This window comes from Citricoccus nitrophenolicus (genome assembly GCF_047305825.1).
Lineage (GTDB): Bacteria > Actinomycetota > Actinomycetes > Actinomycetales > Micrococcaceae > Citricoccus > Citricoccus nitrophenolicus.
In genome coordinates, this window is the sequence record NZ_CP063070.1 from 2,263,369 (window position 1) to 2,279,213 (window position 15,845).

Sequence of the window (15,845 nt, forward strand, 5' to 3'; positions counted from 1 at the left end):
GGGGATCCCTCATGACCAGGCGTCTTCGTCTCACCGCCGTCGCCGCGGCGGCCCTGTTCGCCCTGACCGCCTGCGGCTCGGGATCCACCTCCGGGGGTGGTGAGCCCCCGGTGGAGCAGGCGGGGTCGGACGCCTCCGGTGGGCTCACGCCCATCGAGGTCGGCGTCATCCCCATCGTGGACGTCGCCTCCATCTACCTCGGGGTGGACGAGGGGATCTTCGAGAAGCACGGCCTCGACGTCAACCTGACCCTGGCCCAGGGCGGTGCTGCGATCGTGCCGGCCGTCCAGTCCGGGCAGATGGACTTCGGCTTCTCCAACGTCGCCTCGATCATCATCGGACGCGATGCCGGGCTGCCGCTGAAGATCGTGGCCACGGGGCCGCAGTCCACCGGAGACGGCGGCGATGATGCGGCTGCCGTGATGGTCCCGGGGGACTCGGAGATCCAAGAGGTGGCGGACCTCGAGGGTCATTCGGTGGCCGTCAACACCCTCAACAACATCAATCACGCCACCATGTTCGAGGGCATCCGGCAGGCCGGCGGGGATCCCGGGGCGGTGGAGTTCACCGAGGTGGGCTTCCCGGACATGGTCTCCCAGATGGAGGCCGGCAATGTGGACGCCATCACCGCGGTGGAGCCCTTCGTGAGCATGGCGGAGCAGGGGGGTGCCCGGAACATCTACGGCTTCTTCGCCGAGCCGGTGCAGGATCTGTCCGTCTCCGGCTACTTCACCACGGACGAGATGCTGGAGCAGGACCCGGAGCTCGTGGAGGCCTTCACCAGCGCGATGAAGGAGTCACAGCAGTACGCCACGGACCATCCGGACGAGGCCAAGGCCATCCTGTCCGACTACACCTCGATCGATGCGGAGACCGTGGAGGAGCTCACCATGCCGAACTTCCCCCAGCTGCACAACATCGCCTCCCTCGAGCGGATGTCCGAGATCCTGCAGGAGATGGGGCTGATCGATGAGGTCCCCGCCACCAGCGACCTCATCCTGGACGGCGCCGGCCAGTAACGCAGTAGTCCAGCCTCTCGCGCCCAGCACCCCGCCTCCCTGTCCTGGGCGCAAAGTGACCGTACCCCGTCCCATGTGACGGGGTACGGTCACTCTGCGCCTCGGGTGCTCGACCTCCGGCCCTATGCGTCGTTTCAACAATCGTTGTCTTACTCAATGAAATGGCGCACAATGGAGGGGAGTGTGGTCCGCCGCACAGGTCAACAGCAGACGCCACGAGGAGTAGGTACGCATGATCAACCGAGGAATCGGAGACTGGATCCACCGCCGCCGCATCAAGTCCGCGGGGAACATCGCCGTCATCAGCGCTGCTGGAGAGCTGACGTACGACGACTGGGCCGTCCGCATCGACCGGCTGGCCGACGCCCTGTCCCGGCGCGGCGTGAAGCAGGGCGACCGGGTGGCCTACCTGGGTGAGAACTACCCCTCGTTCCTCGAAGCGCTGTTCGCCGTCGGCTCCCTCGGTGCCGTCTTCGTGCCCCTCAATACGCGTCTGGCCCCGCCCGAGATCGCCTTCGCGCTGCAGGACTCCGGATCCACCGTGTTGTTCGCCTCGGCCACCATGGAACCGCTGGCGGTCTCGGGAAGCCGCGGGACCGGCGTCGGGCTCCTCACGTTGGTACAGGACGGGGTCCCGGTGCCGGCCGAACGGCAGGACGGAGACCTGACGGCGATCGACTACGAGGAGCTGCTGGCCAGCGGGGAGCCGGTCCGCCCGGACGTGGCCGTGGGCCTGGAGGACCTGGCGATCATCCTCTACACCTCCGGCACCACGGGCAACCCGAAGGGGGCCATGCTCACCCACGGCAACCTGACGTGGAACTCCTTCAACGTCCTCACGGACATGGACATCATGTCCGACTCCGTCTCCCTCATGATCGCGCCGATGTTCCACGTGGCCTCGCTGGGCATGGGGGCCCTGCCGACCCTGCTCAAGGGGGGCACCCTGGTCCTGGAGCCGCGGTTCGAGCCCGGCCGGGTCCTCGAGCTGATCGAGAAGCACCGGGCCACCTTCATCTCCGGGGTACCGACCACCTACCAGTTGCTGGCCGAGCACCCCAACTGGGAGTCGGCGGACATCTCCTCGCTGCGCAACCTGACCTGCGGCGGTTCCGCCGTTCCGCTGCGCGTGCTGGAGGCCTACGAGAAGAAGGGGCTGGCCTTCACCAACGGATACGGCATGACCGAGACCTCCCCGGGAGCCACCACCCTGCCGGCCCGATACTCTCGGCCCAAGCAGGGGTCCTCCGGGCTGCAGCAGTTCCACACCTTCGTGCGGATCGTGGACCCCATGGGCCAGATCTGCGCCCCCGGTGAGGTCGGCGAGATCCAGGTCCAGGGGCCCAACGTCATCAAGGCCTATTGGAACCGTGAGGACGCCACCCGTGACTCCTTCGTCGAGGCCGAGGACGGCAGCTGGCTGAAGACGGGGGACATGGGCTACCGGGACGAGGAGGGGTTCGTATTCATCTCCGACCGCCTCAAGGACATGATCATCTCCGGTGGGGAGAATATCTATCCCGCTCAGGTGGAGCAGGAGATCTCCCAGCTGGACGCTGTGGCGGCCGTGGCCGTGATCGGCGTGCCGAGCGAGAAGTGGGGAGAGGTGCCGCGTGCTGTGGTCGTGGTCCGTGAGGGGTACGAGCTGCGCGAGGAGCAGGTCATCGAGCACCTCGCCGGCAAGCTGGCACGCTACAAGATCCCCAAGTCCGTGGTGTTCACCGAGGAGATGCCGCGTACCGCCTCCGGCAAGATCCGCAAGCCGGAACTGCGCAAGCGGTTCGGCTGAGCGGGGGAAGGACCACCACAGCACGACGCCGGCCGCGCACCTGAGGTGCGCGGCCGACGTCGCGCATCCGGCGGCAGGCGAGGATCATCTGATCCGGGACCGGTACGACCAGGTCCTCCCTTTCAGGGGGTTCTCCCTATCAAAGGGACGGGGTCTTTCGCTGCTCGGGCTCCGTGTCTACGTTGGGTGGAACCGGCACCGCACCTCCGCCCTCGGGAATCCGTGGGGTGGACGCGGGTCCCAACGGGAGGAGCGACACCATGTCTCATACCGAATCCCCGGCCAGCGCCAACGAATCCCTGGCCCAGGCCGTCGACCGCGTGGGGAGCCCCGTGGAGTTCCTGCGCCATCAGGACTGGCCGTCCATCACCTTCCCCATCACCCCCGAGTTCACGAACTGGCGGGACGAGCAGCGCGCGTGGCGCACCACCGTGGGGCTGATGGATCAGTCGCACCACATGACCCAGCTGTTCCTCGGCGGTGCCGACCTCATCCCCTTACTGGAGTCCCTGTCCCCGAACACCTTCGCGACCTTCCGTCCGGGGGTGGCGAAGCAGTTGATCACCGTGAACCAGGACGGCTACCTGATCGGCGACGGCATCCTGTTCTACAACGCCGACGAGCGTGAGGGCATGGTCCTGGTGGGGCACCACATCCAGATCGACTGGGTCCGATTCAACGTGGAGAAGGCCGAGGCGGCCGGGAAGGACGTGCACCAGCGGCTGGACCCGAACTCGAACATGCGCTCCGGCCCGCCGACGTACTATCGGTACGAGCTGCAGGGGCCGGAGGCGGACCGGGTCATGGAGAAGGTCTTCGGCGGCCCGGTGCCGGACGTGAATTTCTTCCACATCGCCGACGTGAAGATCGCAGGAAAGGACGTCAAGGCCTTGCGCCACGGCATGGCCGGCCAACCCGGCTTCGAGTTCTACGGACCGTGGGAGGACCACGAGGCCGTCCATGGCGCTCTGCTGGAGGCTGGGGCGGAGCACGGTATCCGGGAGGTCGGCGCCAAGGCCTACTCCAGTTCGCCGCTGGAATCGGGCTGGGTCCCCACGCCGCTGCCGGCCATCTTCGGCGAGGACTTCGCCGAGTACCGTGCCTGGCTGCCGGCGGCCCGCGCGGGATCGATCGGTGGATCCCTGTACTCGGAGGACATCGAGGACTACTACGTCACGCCCTACGACCTCGGGCTCGGCCGTTCCGTGCGGTTCAACCACGACTTCCACGGGCGCCCGGCCCTGGAGCGGCATGCCGAGAACCAGACACGGCGCAAGGTGACCCTCATCTGGAATGCGGAGGACGTGGCCGCGATCGTGCGTTCCCAGGTCGAGGAGGGGACGCCCGCCAAGTACCTGGACTTCCCGAAGGGCCGCTACGGCTTCTACCAGATGGACGAGGTGGTCCGGGAGGGCCGGCGCGTGGGCATCTCCACCGACGCCGGCTATGTGGCCTATCCACAGCTGTATATGTCCCTGGCCACTGTGGACGTGGCCCTGCAGGACGGCGAGCGGGTCGAGATCGTGTGGGGCGAGGACCCCGTCTCCGCCAAGCCCCAGGTGGACCAGCATCACCGGCAGGTGAGAATCCGGGCCACGGTGGCTCCGGCACCCTACCAGGAGTATGCGCGGACCACCTACCGCGCCAATGTGTCCGAGGCCTAGGAGGTGGTGGTGGCTTGGCCGCCGATGTCTGCGGCGTCCAGCGCATCCAGTTCGTCGAGGAGGGCGAGGCCGCGGCCGGCCCACGCGATCTCGGCGTCGGCCCGGGCCACCAGTCCCTCGTAGGTGAACTTCTTGAACGCCGTGGAGCGGCGGTGCTGCGAGGCGGGCACGGACTGCAGGCGCCGGTTCAGGGTCTCGGAGGTGCCGGCCTCGACCTCATCGATCTGCTGTTGCCACTGCTCGCGGATGTGGCCGATGTGCTCGCGGTAGGCCGTCAGCTGCGCTCGGGCGCGGTCCGGAGTGGCGTATTCGAAGTAGGCGGCCCGCAGATGCATGGGATCCCGGTCCCTGGTCCACTGCAGATCTGAGTCCATCCACTCTCCGAAGGCCTTCCGGCCCTGATCGGTGATGGTGTACTCGATCTTCCGCCCCTTGCGGCCCCACAGGACCTCCTCGGATTCGAGCAGCCCGTCCTGCAGCATCCGCCGCAGCTCGGGGTAGATCTGGGAGTCCGGCGCGTGCCACACGTTGCCCACGGAGGATCCGAAGCGCTTGGCCAGGTCATATCCGGTCATGGGCTCCACCGTGAGCAGTGCCAGCAGCGCGTTGCGCAGGGACATCCGGCCCTTCCTTCCTGCCGGACGCCCGGCCACTTTCTGCGGCACCGGCCGCTTCGGCGATTTGCACCACTGTAACGTCACACAGCCCAAACCCCTATGCCCGTAGGGCCTCGTGAGGCACAAAGTGACGGGGGCACGTCACAGCGGTGGGGGTGACGTCACTTTGCGCGCGGTGGGGCGAGGGGATCGTCCGAGGGAAGGGCCGCGTTCAGTACCGGGGCGAGGCGCCGCACGCCCTCGCGCAGCGCCTCGGGGGGAACGAAGGAGAAGGCGAGGCGGAAATGAGGGTGCGGGCCGTCGTCGGGAGTGAAGGCCCCGCCGGGGACGAAGACCACGCCGGCCTCCGCTGCGGTGTGCATCAGCGGCAGGGTGTCCAGCCCATCCGGCATGCGCGCCCAGACGAAGAATCCGCCGGCGGGCCGTCTCCACTGGATCCGTGGGTCCAGGGTCTGCTCCATCTCCTCCACCAGGGCATCGCAGCGCCGGGCATACTCGTCAGTGCAGCGGGCCACGTGTCCCTGCCAGTCGAAGCGGGTGAGAAACGCGGTGGAGAGCATCTGGCTGAACACCGGCGGGCAGACGAAGGCCGATTCGGCGGAGAGGTAGAACTCGCGCAGCAGTGCCGTCGGTACCAGCGCCCAGCCGATGCGCACGCCGGGCGAGAAGATCTTGGAGACGGTGCCGAGGTAGATCACGTGGTCCCGGTGGGCCGCCGCGATCGGGGCCACGGGCCCGTCCGTGAAGCCGAGCTGGCCGTAGGCGTTGTCCTCCACGATCAGCACGCCCTCCTCACGGCAGATCCGCGCGACCTCGTCCCGCCGCTCCGCGGGCATCAGGGCACCCGAGGGGTTCGCGTAGGAGGGGATCGTGTACAGGAACGCCACCCGCCGCCCCTCGGTCCGCAGCCGCTGCAGGGTGGTGCGCAGCAGCGCGGGGATCAGCCCCTCGTCATCCGTGGGTGTGGTCACGGCGTCCAGCTCCCACGTGTTGAAGGTGTTCAGGGCGCCCACGAAGGTGGGGTCCTCCACCACCACCACGTCCCCCGGGTTGCCGAGCATGCGGGCCGCGGTGTCGATGGCCGCCTGTGAGCCCGGCGTGATGACCACGTTCTCGGGATCCGCGCCGCTGATCCCGTCCGCCGCCATCACCGAGCAGACGGCGTCCCGCAGCTCCGGGGTGCCCTGGCCGGCGCCGTACTGCAGGCTGAGGTGCCCCTGGCGCGCCACGAGCTCTTCCGCCACGCCGCCGAGCCGCTCCAGGGGCAACTCGTCCAGCCAGGGATTGCCTCCGGCCAGGGAGACGACCCCCGGGGCCATGGCCAGATCGAAGACGTCCCGCACGGCGGACTGCTTCACGCCGCGAGCCCGGTCTGAAAGAAACGCTGAAGGAACGACCATGGGCCGATGCTAACAACGCGGCGCTCGCCGGTGGAAGGGCAGGCAGCGACCGGGCGGCCACGCCCGGTGCCACGGGCGTGGCCGCCCTCAGCCGCCGTTGAGCTGGCCCGGGTCCCCGATCTCGTCCAGGGGATCCTCCTGGCCGCCTTCAGTGCCTCCAGTTCCGTCAGCGTCCTCGGTGCCGCTGGTCTCCGCCGGCGGGGTGGTGATCTCCTCGCCGAGCTCCAACTCGGTCAGGCCCAGGATCTCCTCGATCGGCACGCCGTCCACCCGGATCTCCGCGTTGGGTACGCCGGCGGCCGCCGCGGCGGTCCGGTTGAGCTGTGCACGGATCCGGTAGGACTCGCACTCACTGCGCGTCGCCACGTCCCCGGTCAGCTCGAGCACCACGGTGTCTCCCTCCACCCGACTGGAGGAGTAGACCAGTCCGTCCTCGGAGGGGTCCAGCGCGTTCGTCAGGGCCGGGTCACCGTGACTGTACTGCTCGTCGCCCAGTAGGAAGCCGACCGCTGTGCCCACCAGGTCCTCGGTCTTCACCGGGACGCTCTGGGCTCGGACCAGCAGGTCCTGGCAGGCGACTTCCCGCCCCGTGGTGGACGGCGGGTACTCGCCGTTGAGGGCCACGAGATACAGGGACGCGGAGGTGTACTCCGAGGCGTCCGCATCGGGCAGCGGATCGCCGTTCTGGTCCGTGGGATCCGCCCCGGAGGGGAAGATGCTGCAACCGGTCAGCACGATGGCGGCCAGGACGCCGACCAGCCCTGCGGCGGCCCGGCGCGGGGCCGGGCGGCCAGGCGGGCGTTCCGGGCGGAGGCGCAGGGTCATGGGGCTCCTGGAGGCGCGTGGTCGGTGGGGATCCAGACCATCTTACGTCGGCGGGCCGCCCGCCCCGTCGTGTTCGTTCACGTGCTGCTCGCGGCGGCGCACCCAGGCCGAGACGTCATCCGGGTGGATGCGCCGGTGCGTCCCACGGTAGGTCACCGGGATCTCTCCGCGGTCGGCCAACTGCCGCAGGTAGGTGTTGGAGACCCCCGCCAGGCGAGCGGCCTGCGAGGTGTTCAGCCAGCGGTCCTGCTCGGACAGTGTCACTGCGGCACCCGAGGCCAGGCGGCCCAGCAGGCCGAGCACCGCCTCGGCGGCCGCCGGGCCGAGCCGCACGGTGGTGCCGTCCAGCACCACGGTCGCGTCCGGCGTCGTGCCCTGTCGCGCTGCCCGTCCCGCATCGGAATCCGGCCCGGCCTCTCGGCCGGAACCCACGCCGGAACCCACGCCGGAACCCACGCCGGAACCCACGCCGGGGAGCAGCCCGGGGATCCGGGCGAGGACGTCCCGCTCGGCAGCGTCCAGCGGGCCGAGGGTCAGGCTGCGGGTGAGGACGGGGATCTCGTCGGCCATGCGCCACAGGCTACCTGCGGGGTGCCCCGGGCGCGGGTAGGCTGGGATCCATGCCCTTGCGTAACCGACGTGCCGCCGCCCTGCCCGCCAAGTTGAGCCGATCCTGGCTCCTGGTGAACGCGGCCAAGCCGGAGGATTTCGCCCCGGGGCTGGCCTCCGAGGCGGACTCGGTGCTCTTTGACATGGAGGCCGCCGTCCCGGCGGGGAAGAAGGACCAGGCCCGCGCCAATGTGGTTGAGGCCCTCAATGGCGGCATGTCCGCCTGGGTCAGGATCAACGGCATTGACACCGATGACTGGCAGCAGGACCTGGAGGCGCTCTCCAAGGCCGAGGGTCTGCGCGGGGTCATGCTCGCCCTGGCCGAGGAGCCCGAGCAGGTCACCCTCACCGCCATGCGCCTGCCCGCCGGCACCCCGGTGATCGCCCTGATCGAGACGGCGGCGGGGCTGGACAACGCCACGGCCGTGGCCAAGGCCCCCGGTACCTTCCGCCTGGCGTTCGGCACCAACGACTTCCGCAAGGACACCGGCATCTCGGATGACCCGATGGCCATGGCGTACGCGCGCTCCCGGCTGGTGATCGCCTCCCGCGTGGGCAAGCTCCCCGGCGCGATCGACGGACCTCCCGGCGTAGCCGACGAGACTCCGGCCGTGACCGAGTCATCTCGCGTCACGCAGTCGATGGGCATGACGGGCAGGCTCTGCCTGAACCGGGGGCAGGCCGAGTCCATCAACCTGGCCCTGTCCCCGTCCGAGGACGAGGTCTCCTGGGCCGTGGACATGCTGCAGGCGCACCAGGCCGGGGCCTCCGTGGGGGACGGTTCCTACCTGCCCCGGCTCGCCCGCGCCCAGAAGATCGCCGACCTGGCCGACTCCTACGGGCTCTGGAACGCCTGACGCGCCGGTAGCCCACCGAGACGGGGTAAATTCGACTCCACCTACACCGGCGTGATCCCCTTCACGCCGGGCAGCGACACCGCGAAGGACCAACAGAGACATGACACATTCCCCCGAGACCGCCTCGGCCTCCTACACCTCAGACGCCAACCCCGCCGCCCCCGGATCCATCGAGGACTCCGGCCAGGGTTCCCCGCGCACCGGCACCGCCCGCGTGAAGCGCGGACTGGCGGACATGCTCAAGGGCGGCGTGATCATGGACGTGGTCACGGCGGAACAGGCCAAGGTCGCCGAGGACGCCGGTGCGGTGGCCGTCATGGCGCTCGAACGTGTTCCCGCGGACATCCGCGCCCAGGGCGGGGTGGCCCGGATGTCCGATCCGGACCTCATCGACGGGATTGTGGACGCCGTGTCCATCCCGGTCATGGCCAAGGCCCGGATCGGCCACTTCGTGGAGGCCCAGGTCCTCGAGGCCCTGAAGGTGGACTACATCGACGAGTCCGAGGTGCTCTCCCCGGCGGACTACGTCAACCACATCGACAAGTGGGACTTCACCGTGCCCTTCGTCTGCGGCGCCACCAACCTCGGGGAGGCCCTGCGCCGGATCACCGAGGGTGCGGCCATGATCCGCTCCAAGGGGGAGGCCGGCACCGGTGACGTCTCCGAGGCGGTCAAGCACATCCGCACCATCCGCGGTGAGGTCGCCAAGCTGTCCGCGCTGAGCAAGGACGAGCTGTACGTGGCCGCCAAGGAGCTCCAGGCACCCTATGAGCTGGTGGCCGAGGTGGCCCGCGAGGGCAGGCTGCCCGTGGTGCTCTTCACCGCCGGCGGCGTGGCCACCCCCGCGGACGCGGCCCTGATGATGCAGCTCGGTGCCGATGGCGTCTTCGTGGGCTCGGGCATCTTCAAGTCCGGCAATCCGGCGGCGCGGGCCGCCGCGATCGTGCGGGCCACGGCCCAGTACAACGACGCCGGCGCGGTCGCCTCCGCCTCGCGCGGTCTGGGTGAGGCGATGGTCGGGATCAACGTGGGCGACCTGCCCGCCCCGCACCGCCTCGCCGACCGCGGCTGGTGACGCCGCGCCCCACCGGTCCTCTGGTCGGGGTGTTCGCCCTCCAGGGTGATGTGGCGGAGCACGCGCACGTGCTGGCGGCTCTCGGCGCACGGGTGGTCCCGGTGCGTGCCGCCGCAGACCTCACCGGGCTGGACGGTCTGGTCATCCCCGGTGGGGAGTCCTCCGTCATGGACAAGCTCTCCCGGCTGCTCGGGGTGGCTCCCGCAGTCCGTGAGGGGATCGCCGAGGGCCTGCCCGTCTACGGCACGTGCGCCGGGATGATCATGCTGGCCGAGACGATCGCCAACCCCATCGGCGGCCAACAGTCCTTCGGTGGGCTCGACATCACCGTGCAGCGCAACGCCTTCGGGGGACAGGTCGAATCCTTCGAGACCTCACTCGAGGTGCCCGAGGTGAGCGGGGAGCCGGTACCGGCCGTCTTCATCCGTGCCCCGGCGGTCCTCCGCGCGGGGGGAGACGTGCAGGTGTTGGCGAGCGTGCCGGCGCACCGTCTGGAATCAGGGACGCCGGAGGATTCCGGGCCGGTGCCGGTGGCCGTGCGGCAGGGGAACCTGCTGGCCACGAGCTTCCACCCGGAGGTCACGGGGGACTGGTCCTTCCACCGCTACTTCCTGGAACGCATGGTCCGTCCCACCGCCTGAACTCCCTGAAGGCCGCGGGAAAGGCTGGGGGGAAGGCCGCGGGCAGAGATGACGAGTCATCTCTGCCCGCACACCGAGGTGGGTGGGATCAGCCCTTCTGGCTCATGGCGTCCTGGATCGGCTCGCCGTTCACCAGGATCTCGGCGGTGTAGGTTCCCGCGTTCGCGATGGCGGTGTTCTCCAACTGCGCGATGATCTGCGGATCGGCGCAGGTGCCGGCGGACATCGGCTGTCCGGACAGGTTCACGGTCACGGTGTCCCCCTGGATCGTGACGTCCTGGACGGTCAGCTCGGACTGGTAGAGCGCGTTCATCAGGCCGCTGCTGCCCACATCGAAGTTCCGCTCGGCGAAGAGGGACTGCAGCGCGGCCTTCACGAGGGAGGGATCGCCGACGGCGCCGGCTGCGGAGACGGGGACCTCATCCTCGATCAACACCTCGCCGCACCCCGGGAACTCGATGCCGCCAGACTGGCCGGCGGGGCCCACCCAGTACACGGTGGCCTCGCTGGAGGCCGCGGCCGGTTCCGAAGCGGAGGCAGAGGCCGATCCGGAAGCGGATGCAGAGGGGCTCGTGCTGGCCGAGGGGGAGGTGCTCGCGGACTGGCTCGGTGAGGAGGACGCGGATTCAGAAGCCGAGGCAGAGCCGGAGGCCGAGGCTGACGGCGAGGCGCTGGCACTCTCGGAGGCGGACGGGGTGGTCGAGGGGCTCTCGGTGGCGTCTCCTCCGCCCAGGCCGCAAGAGGTCAGGGCCAGGGCCAGGATGGCCGTCAGGGCTCCGGTGGCGAGCAGGGGACGCGGTGCGGTGCGGCGATGACTCATACCCCTGAGCCTAGACGAGGCTGGCACCGAGGGGGTGCCGGAACGGCACCTAGACTGATCACATGATGGACTGGATTGCCTCGCTCCCACTGGGCTGGGCCATCTTGTTCTTCTGGTGCCTGGCCACTGCGCGGGCCACCGTCACCTTCTCGCTGGGCCGCGGGATCGCCGCGGGCGCAGAGCACACCTCCCTGCGGCGCTTCATGAGTGGCCCCGTCTACCTGCGGGCCATGCGCTTCATCGATCGGTGGGGTCCGTGGGCCATCCCGTTCTGCTTCCTGACGGTCGGCATCCAGACGGCGGTCATCGGCACGGCCGGGGTGACCCGCATGCGATGGCGCAGGTTCCTGCCCGCCATGCTGCTGGGTACCCTGATCTGGGGCGTCATCTACGGCACCGTCGGGATGGCCGTGGTCTGGGCGGTCATCACTGCCGCGCTGGCCAGCCCTGTGGCGTTGGCCGCGCTGATCCTGGCGTTGGCCGGCGTGGTGATCCTGATCCTGTGGAGCACCGGTGGGCTCGCCCGGCTCCGGGCCTCCAGGGCCCAGCGCCGGGCCGGCCAGTCGCCTCGGATTCAGCCGGACACCACGTCCGACGCCGGCCGGTAGTCCAACTGCGGGTCCAGTCCCAGCGGCCCGGCCACGGCATCGGTGACGCCCGGGTGGGTCAGGATGCCCTCATGGGCGTTGAGCCCGGCACGCAGGCCCCCGTCCTGAGCCAGCGCCTCACGCCAGCCGAGGTCCGCGATCCGCAGGATGTAGGGCAGGGTGGAATTGGTCAGCGCTGCCGTGGAGGTCTGCGGGACGGCCCCGGGGATGTTCGCCACGCAGTAGTAGATCTGCTCGCCCACCCGGTACGTCGGGTCCTGGTGGGTGGTGGGCCGGGAATTCTCGAAGCAGCCGCCCTGGTCGATCGCGATGTCCACCAGCACGGAGCCCGGGCGCATGGCCGCCACCATGTCCGCGGTGACGAGTTTGGGCGCGGCGGCACCGGGGACGAGGACGGAGCCGATCACCAGATCCGCCTCGGCCACCGTCTGAGCGATGTGCAACGTGGAGGAGGCCAGCGTCCGCAGCCTTCCCTGGTGCACGGTGTCCAGTTGGGTCAGCCGCTCCAGGTTGATGTCCAGCACGGTCACGTCCGCGCCCATGCCGGCGGCCACCACGGCGGCGGCCTCACCCGCGACGCCGGCCCCCACCACGGCCACATTGGCCCGGCGGGTGCCGGGCACGCCGCCCATCAGGATGCCGGAGCCGCCCTGGGCCTGGGTCAGGTGATAGGCACCGGCCAGCGGAGCGAGCCGCCCGGCCACCTGGCTCATGGGGGCCAGCAACGGCAGCGAGCGGCCCCGGGTGACGGTCTCATAGGCGATGGCCGTGGTGCCGGATTCCAGGACGGCGTGCGTCAGCTTCGGGTCGGCGGCCAGGTGCAGGTAGGTGAACAGGGTCTGGCCGCGGCGCATCCGCTGCCACTCGGGGCCCACCGGTTCCTTGACCTTGAGCACCAGGGCGGCCTGGTCCCAGATCTCCTCGGCCGTGGAGACGATCCTCGCCCCGGCCTCGAGGTACGACTCGTCCGGCAGGCCTGAGCCCGCCCCAGCCCCGGACTGGACCAGGACCTCGTGGTGGTGGTGGACGAGCTCCGTCACTCCGGCGGGGGTGAGGCCGACGCGGAACTCGTTGTTCTTGATCTCTGTGGGTACGCCGATCAGCATGTTCCGACGCTACAGGCAACCACCGTGAAACGGCAGGGCCGGCCAGGGACCATACTGGGGGCGTGGACTACCAGATCATCACCACCGTCATCGCCGGACTGCTGCTGGTGGTGGCCGTGCTCGGCACCATCATCCCGATCCTGCCCGGCTCCATCCTCACCGTCATCACCCTGATCGCCTGGGCCTGGATCCTCGGATCGCCCGCCGCGTGGACGGCCGCCATCATCGGTTCCGGCCTGGCGATCGCCGGCATGAGCGCCTCGGCGGTGCTGACCGGCCGGAAGATGCGCCGCGAGCAGATCCCCCACGGGCCGGTCCTGGTGGGCGTGGTCTGCGCGATCGTGGGCATGTTCGTCATCCCCGTGATCGGCCTGTTCGTGGGCTTCGCCGCGGGCCTGCTCACCGCCGAGTTCCTGCGGCGCCGGGACCTGAAGGCCGCCGTGCGCTCCTCGTGGGAGGCGCTGAAGTCCATGGGGCTGGGCATCCTGGTGGAGTTCGGCTGCGCCTCACTGGCCGCCTCCTCCCTCGCGATCGGGACGCTGGTCCACTTCCTCAACCGCTGAGGCCCCCGAGGAGCCGACCACGAAGGTCCCACGAATTGCAGCGGCGCGTCACCTCGAGAAGGTGACGCGCCGCCGTCGTTGGTTCGGCTGGGATCCGATCAGATGATCGGGCGACCCGCCTTCTTGGACTCCGAGACGTCACGGAGGAATCCGCGGGCGATGAAGAACAGGACGACGGCCACGATCACGGGCCACATCAGTACGTAGGCGGTCAATGCAACGGTCATGGTGCTTCCTTTCTGGTCGGTGGTGCTCGGGTGCTTCGCCGGGTCAGTCGCGCTCGGCCTTGGCCGCGGCGACCACCTGTTCGGCGGTCTTCGGGGTCTCCGAGTCGAAGTCGCCGGTGATGTCCTTGATCCGGTCGAAGTCGTAGTTCATCTTCGAGCGGACGGACATCAGGTAGGTGACCAGGAAGGAGACCGCGTAGGCGACCAGCGAGGCGGACAGGACGGTGTACTCCCGCATCCCGCCGGTGATGATGCCGCCGATGGTGAACGGAGCGGCGGCCAGGACGGCGATCGTGCCGACCCAGAGGGCGGGCTTCAGGCCGAAGAAGCCGAACGCCATGATGCCGAGCACCACGCCGATGCCGATGGTGGCCAGCACCTCGACGCTGAGGCCGAGGAAGCCGGTGAAGGCGAACCACTCGAAGCGCACCGGGAGGAAGGCCACGAGCGCGGCGAGCACGCCTACGGTGAAGGCCGCGTTGGTGACCTTCGGCCAGTAGAACGAGGCGATCACCGGGAACACCAGACAGCCCCAGAGGGCCCCGACGAACACCAGGAGGTCCAGGATGTTGAACTGCGCCGTGGCGAAGTACAACGCCGCTCCCGTGGCCACGATCATGGAGATGCGGCCGACCAGCAGCATGGTCTTCGGCTTGGCGTTCTTCTTGCCCACGGACTGGCCGTAGATGTCCGCCATGACGATGGAGGACAAAGCGGCCAGGTCCGAGTCCGAGGTGGAGGACAGGGCGCCGATGATCATGACGAACGCCAGGCCCAGCAGCACGGGTCCGAGGTAGGTTCCGGCCATCTGCGGGATGAGGTTGTTGACGTCCCCGCCCATGGGCTCGACGCCCAGGTACAGGGCCATCACGCCGAGCATGCCGATGCCGATCACGGAGCCGCCGTAGCCGATGGTGGCGGTCACGAAGGTCGGCTTGATCAGGTCCTCACGCACGGCGAACAGCCGCTGGGCGATGGTCTGGTTGCCGATGGCGTAGGCCAGCACGGCCGCGATGTACGGCGCGCCCTGGTTCATGAACGCCTCGGAGGAGAAGAAGTTGCCCTGCTGCTCGGTGACGTGGCCCGCGGCCACGCCGGCCTCGAACATGCCCGGCCCGCCGGCCACGAAGAAGATCACCGGGATGATCACCACGGCGGCACCCAGCATGAACATCACCTGGGCGAAGTCGGTGAGCACGGAGGCCCGGAAGCCGGACCACAGGGTGTACATCAGCACGCCGGCCGCCACGATGACGATGCCCGCGCCGAAGCTGAGCGGGGAGAGCATGGAGATCAGTGCGCCGCCGGCGATGAAGTTGGAGGTCAGCGAGATCAGTGAGCCCAGGACGTTGGACCCGGCCAGCATCAGCTGGGAGGACCGGCCGTGGCGTGCGTACATGACCTCGGCGAGGGTGTGGGCACGCGGCGCGACCTTGCGGATGCGCTTGCCGAAGGGATAGATGAAGAGGATCATCAGGGCTCCCCAGAGCCCGTAGTGGATGGGGCCGGAGATGCCGTAGGTGTAGCCCGCGGTGGCGGAGGCGTACATGGAGGAGGCCCAGATCCAGGTGGCGGTCATGGAGGCCGCCGAGATGCCGAAGCCGATGTTGTTGCCGGCGGTCATGTAGCCGTCAGCGTTCTCCTTCTTCCGGCTGATGCCCACGGACATCCACATGGTTCCGCCGTAGAAGAGGATCAGCAGCAACACCACTGCCAAGATCCCTAGTTGATTGAATTCCTGAGCGGGTGGCATCCCGGTCCTTCCATCTCGGCGACAATGACAGCGGCCCGCGTAGTGGTTCTCCGCGGACCGCGATGTGGCAGCCGAGTCCGGCTGCCGGTGGCCCCCTCGGACCACCTGTGACGGCCTGTGGGGCCATCCCGGCGGGAGCCGCACAAGCGGGTCTGCACGTCATCCGTGTGCACCCGGCGGGGCTCACTCGCACCGGCGCTGGCTCCTTCGCCAACCGATGAAGTCTCTCATGTTTGCAACCGCAATACCAGTTGGATTGTCGACAATAGGGC

Annotated in this window: 16 protein-coding genes; 8 read left to right on the top strand and 8 right to left on the bottom strand. The window is 69.1% G+C overall.

Features of this window, described 5'->3' with window-relative positions; genetic code table 11:
• The first annotated feature begins 11 nt into the window (after positions 1 to 11).
• The 3 genes from IMT31_RS10430 to IMT31_RS10440 all read left to right on the top strand — a co-directional run bounded on the left by IMT31_RS10430 (position 12) and on the right by IMT31_RS10440 (position 4,472).
• Positions 12 to 1,019 (top strand): ABC transporter substrate-binding protein, encoded by a 1,008-nt coding sequence (locus IMT31_RS10430; protein ID WP_413542709.1) that lies wholly within the window; start codon positions 12 to 14, stop codon positions 1,017 to 1,019.
• Positions 1,020 to 1,251: 232 nt separating this feature from the next.
• Complete coding sequence (locus tag IMT31_RS10435; RefSeq protein ID WP_345362538.1) at positions 1,252 to 2,808, top strand: long-chain-fatty-acid--CoA ligase; 1,557 nt, start codon at positions 1,252 to 1,254, stop codon at positions 2,806 to 2,808.
• A gap of 260 nt (positions 2,809 to 3,068) precedes the next feature.
• Positions 3,069 to 4,472 carry an aminomethyl transferase family protein gene (locus IMT31_RS10440; protein WP_413542710.1) on the top strand — a complete coding sequence of 468 codons (1,404 nt, stop codon included), beginning with the start codon at positions 3,069 to 3,071 and terminating at the stop codon, positions 4,470 to 4,472.
• Here IMT31_RS10440 and IMT31_RS10445 read toward each other — a convergent pair.
• The 4 genes from IMT31_RS10445 to IMT31_RS10460 form a co-directional block, all read right to left on the bottom strand.
• On the bottom strand, positions 4,469 to 5,092 hold the full coding sequence (locus IMT31_RS10445) for a PadR family transcriptional regulator (protein WP_413542711.1): 624 nt from the start codon (positions 5,090 to 5,092) through the stop codon (positions 4,469 to 4,471). The genes IMT31_RS10440 and IMT31_RS10445 overlap by 4 nt on opposite strands.
• A gap of 158 nt (positions 5,093 to 5,250) precedes the next feature.
• On the bottom strand, positions 5,251 to 6,447 hold the full coding sequence (locus IMT31_RS10450; protein ID WP_413542712.1) for a PLP-dependent aminotransferase family protein: 1,197 nt from the start codon (positions 6,445 to 6,447) through the stop codon (positions 5,251 to 5,253).
• A gap of 129 nt (positions 6,448 to 6,576) precedes the next feature.
• Positions 6,577 to 7,314 carry a hypothetical protein gene (locus IMT31_RS10455; protein ID WP_413542713.1) on the bottom strand — a complete coding sequence of 246 codons (738 nt, stop codon included), beginning with the start codon at positions 7,312 to 7,314 and terminating at the stop codon, positions 6,577 to 6,579.
• Positions 7,315 to 7,356: 42 nt separating this feature from the next.
• Positions 7,357 to 7,884 carry a helix-turn-helix domain-containing protein gene (locus tag IMT31_RS10460; protein ID WP_413542714.1) on the bottom strand — a complete coding sequence of 176 codons (528 nt, stop codon included), beginning with the start codon at positions 7,882 to 7,884 and terminating at the stop codon, positions 7,357 to 7,359.
• Between the two features lie 50 nt (positions 7,885 to 7,934).
• Between IMT31_RS10460 and IMT31_RS10465 the strand changes: the two genes are divergently transcribed.
• From IMT31_RS10465 to pdxT, 3 genes are all read left to right on the top strand, one after another.
• Positions 7,935 to 8,780, top strand: coding sequence for a CoA ester lyase (locus IMT31_RS10465; RefSeq protein WP_345362525.1), 846 nt, complete (start codon positions 7,935 to 7,937; stop codon positions 8,778 to 8,780).
• 100 nt (positions 8,781 to 8,880) lie between these two features.
• On the top strand, positions 8,881 to 9,855 hold the full coding sequence (gene pdxS / locus IMT31_RS10470; protein ID WP_413542715.1) for a pyridoxal 5'-phosphate synthase lyase subunit PdxS: 975 nt from the start codon (positions 8,881 to 8,883) through the stop codon (positions 9,853 to 9,855).
• Positions 9,852 to 10,496, top strand: coding sequence for a pyridoxal 5'-phosphate synthase glutaminase subunit PdxT (gene pdxT / locus IMT31_RS10475; protein ID WP_413542716.1), 645 nt, complete (start codon positions 9,852 to 9,854; stop codon positions 10,494 to 10,496). Before pdxS ends, pdxT begins: the two co-directional genes overlap by 4 nt.
• 88 nt (positions 10,497 to 10,584) lie before the next feature.
• On the opposite strand, the gene IMT31_RS10480 is transcribed toward pdxT, so the two are convergent.
• On the bottom strand, positions 10,585 to 11,316 hold the full coding sequence (locus IMT31_RS10480; protein ID WP_413542717.1) for a GerMN domain-containing protein: 732 nt from the start codon (positions 11,314 to 11,316) through the stop codon (positions 10,585 to 10,587).
• Positions 11,317 to 11,378: 62 nt separating this feature from the next.
• Between IMT31_RS10480 and IMT31_RS10485 the strand changes: the two genes are divergently transcribed.
• Positions 11,379 to 11,924 (top strand): DedA family protein, encoded by a 546-nt coding sequence (locus IMT31_RS10485; RefSeq protein WP_413542718.1) that lies wholly within the window; start codon positions 11,379 to 11,381, stop codon positions 11,922 to 11,924.
• Here the strand turns inward: IMT31_RS10485 and ald are convergent.
• The gene (gene ald, locus IMT31_RS10490; protein WP_413542719.1) at positions 11,891 to 13,030 is read right to left on the bottom strand and encodes an alanine dehydrogenase; all 1,140 of its coding nucleotides are present in this window, start codon (positions 13,028 to 13,030) and stop codon (positions 11,891 to 11,893) included. The two genes, IMT31_RS10485 and ald, sit on opposite strands and share 34 nt — an antisense overlap.
• A gap of 62 nt (positions 13,031 to 13,092) precedes the next feature.
• Between ald and IMT31_RS10495 the strand changes: the two genes are divergently transcribed.
• A complete protein-coding gene (locus IMT31_RS10495; RefSeq protein ID WP_413542720.1) occupies positions 13,093 to 13,593 on the top strand; it encodes a DUF456 domain-containing protein in 501 nt (166 codons plus the stop codon).
• A gap of 98 nt (positions 13,594 to 13,691) precedes the next feature.
• On the opposite strand, the gene IMT31_RS10500 is transcribed toward IMT31_RS10495, so the two are convergent.
• Positions 13,692 to 13,820 (bottom strand): putative transporter small subunit, encoded by a 129-nt coding sequence (locus IMT31_RS10500; RefSeq protein ID WP_345362508.1) that lies wholly within the window; start codon positions 13,818 to 13,820, stop codon positions 13,692 to 13,694.
• Positions 13,821 to 13,863: 43 nt separating this feature from the next.
• The gene (locus tag IMT31_RS10505) at positions 13,864 to 15,573 is read right to left on the bottom strand and encodes a sodium:solute symporter family protein (protein ID WP_345362505.1); all 1,710 of its coding nucleotides are present in this window, start codon (positions 15,571 to 15,573) and stop codon (positions 13,864 to 13,866) included.
• Positions 15,574 to 15,845 lie beyond the last annotated feature (272 nt).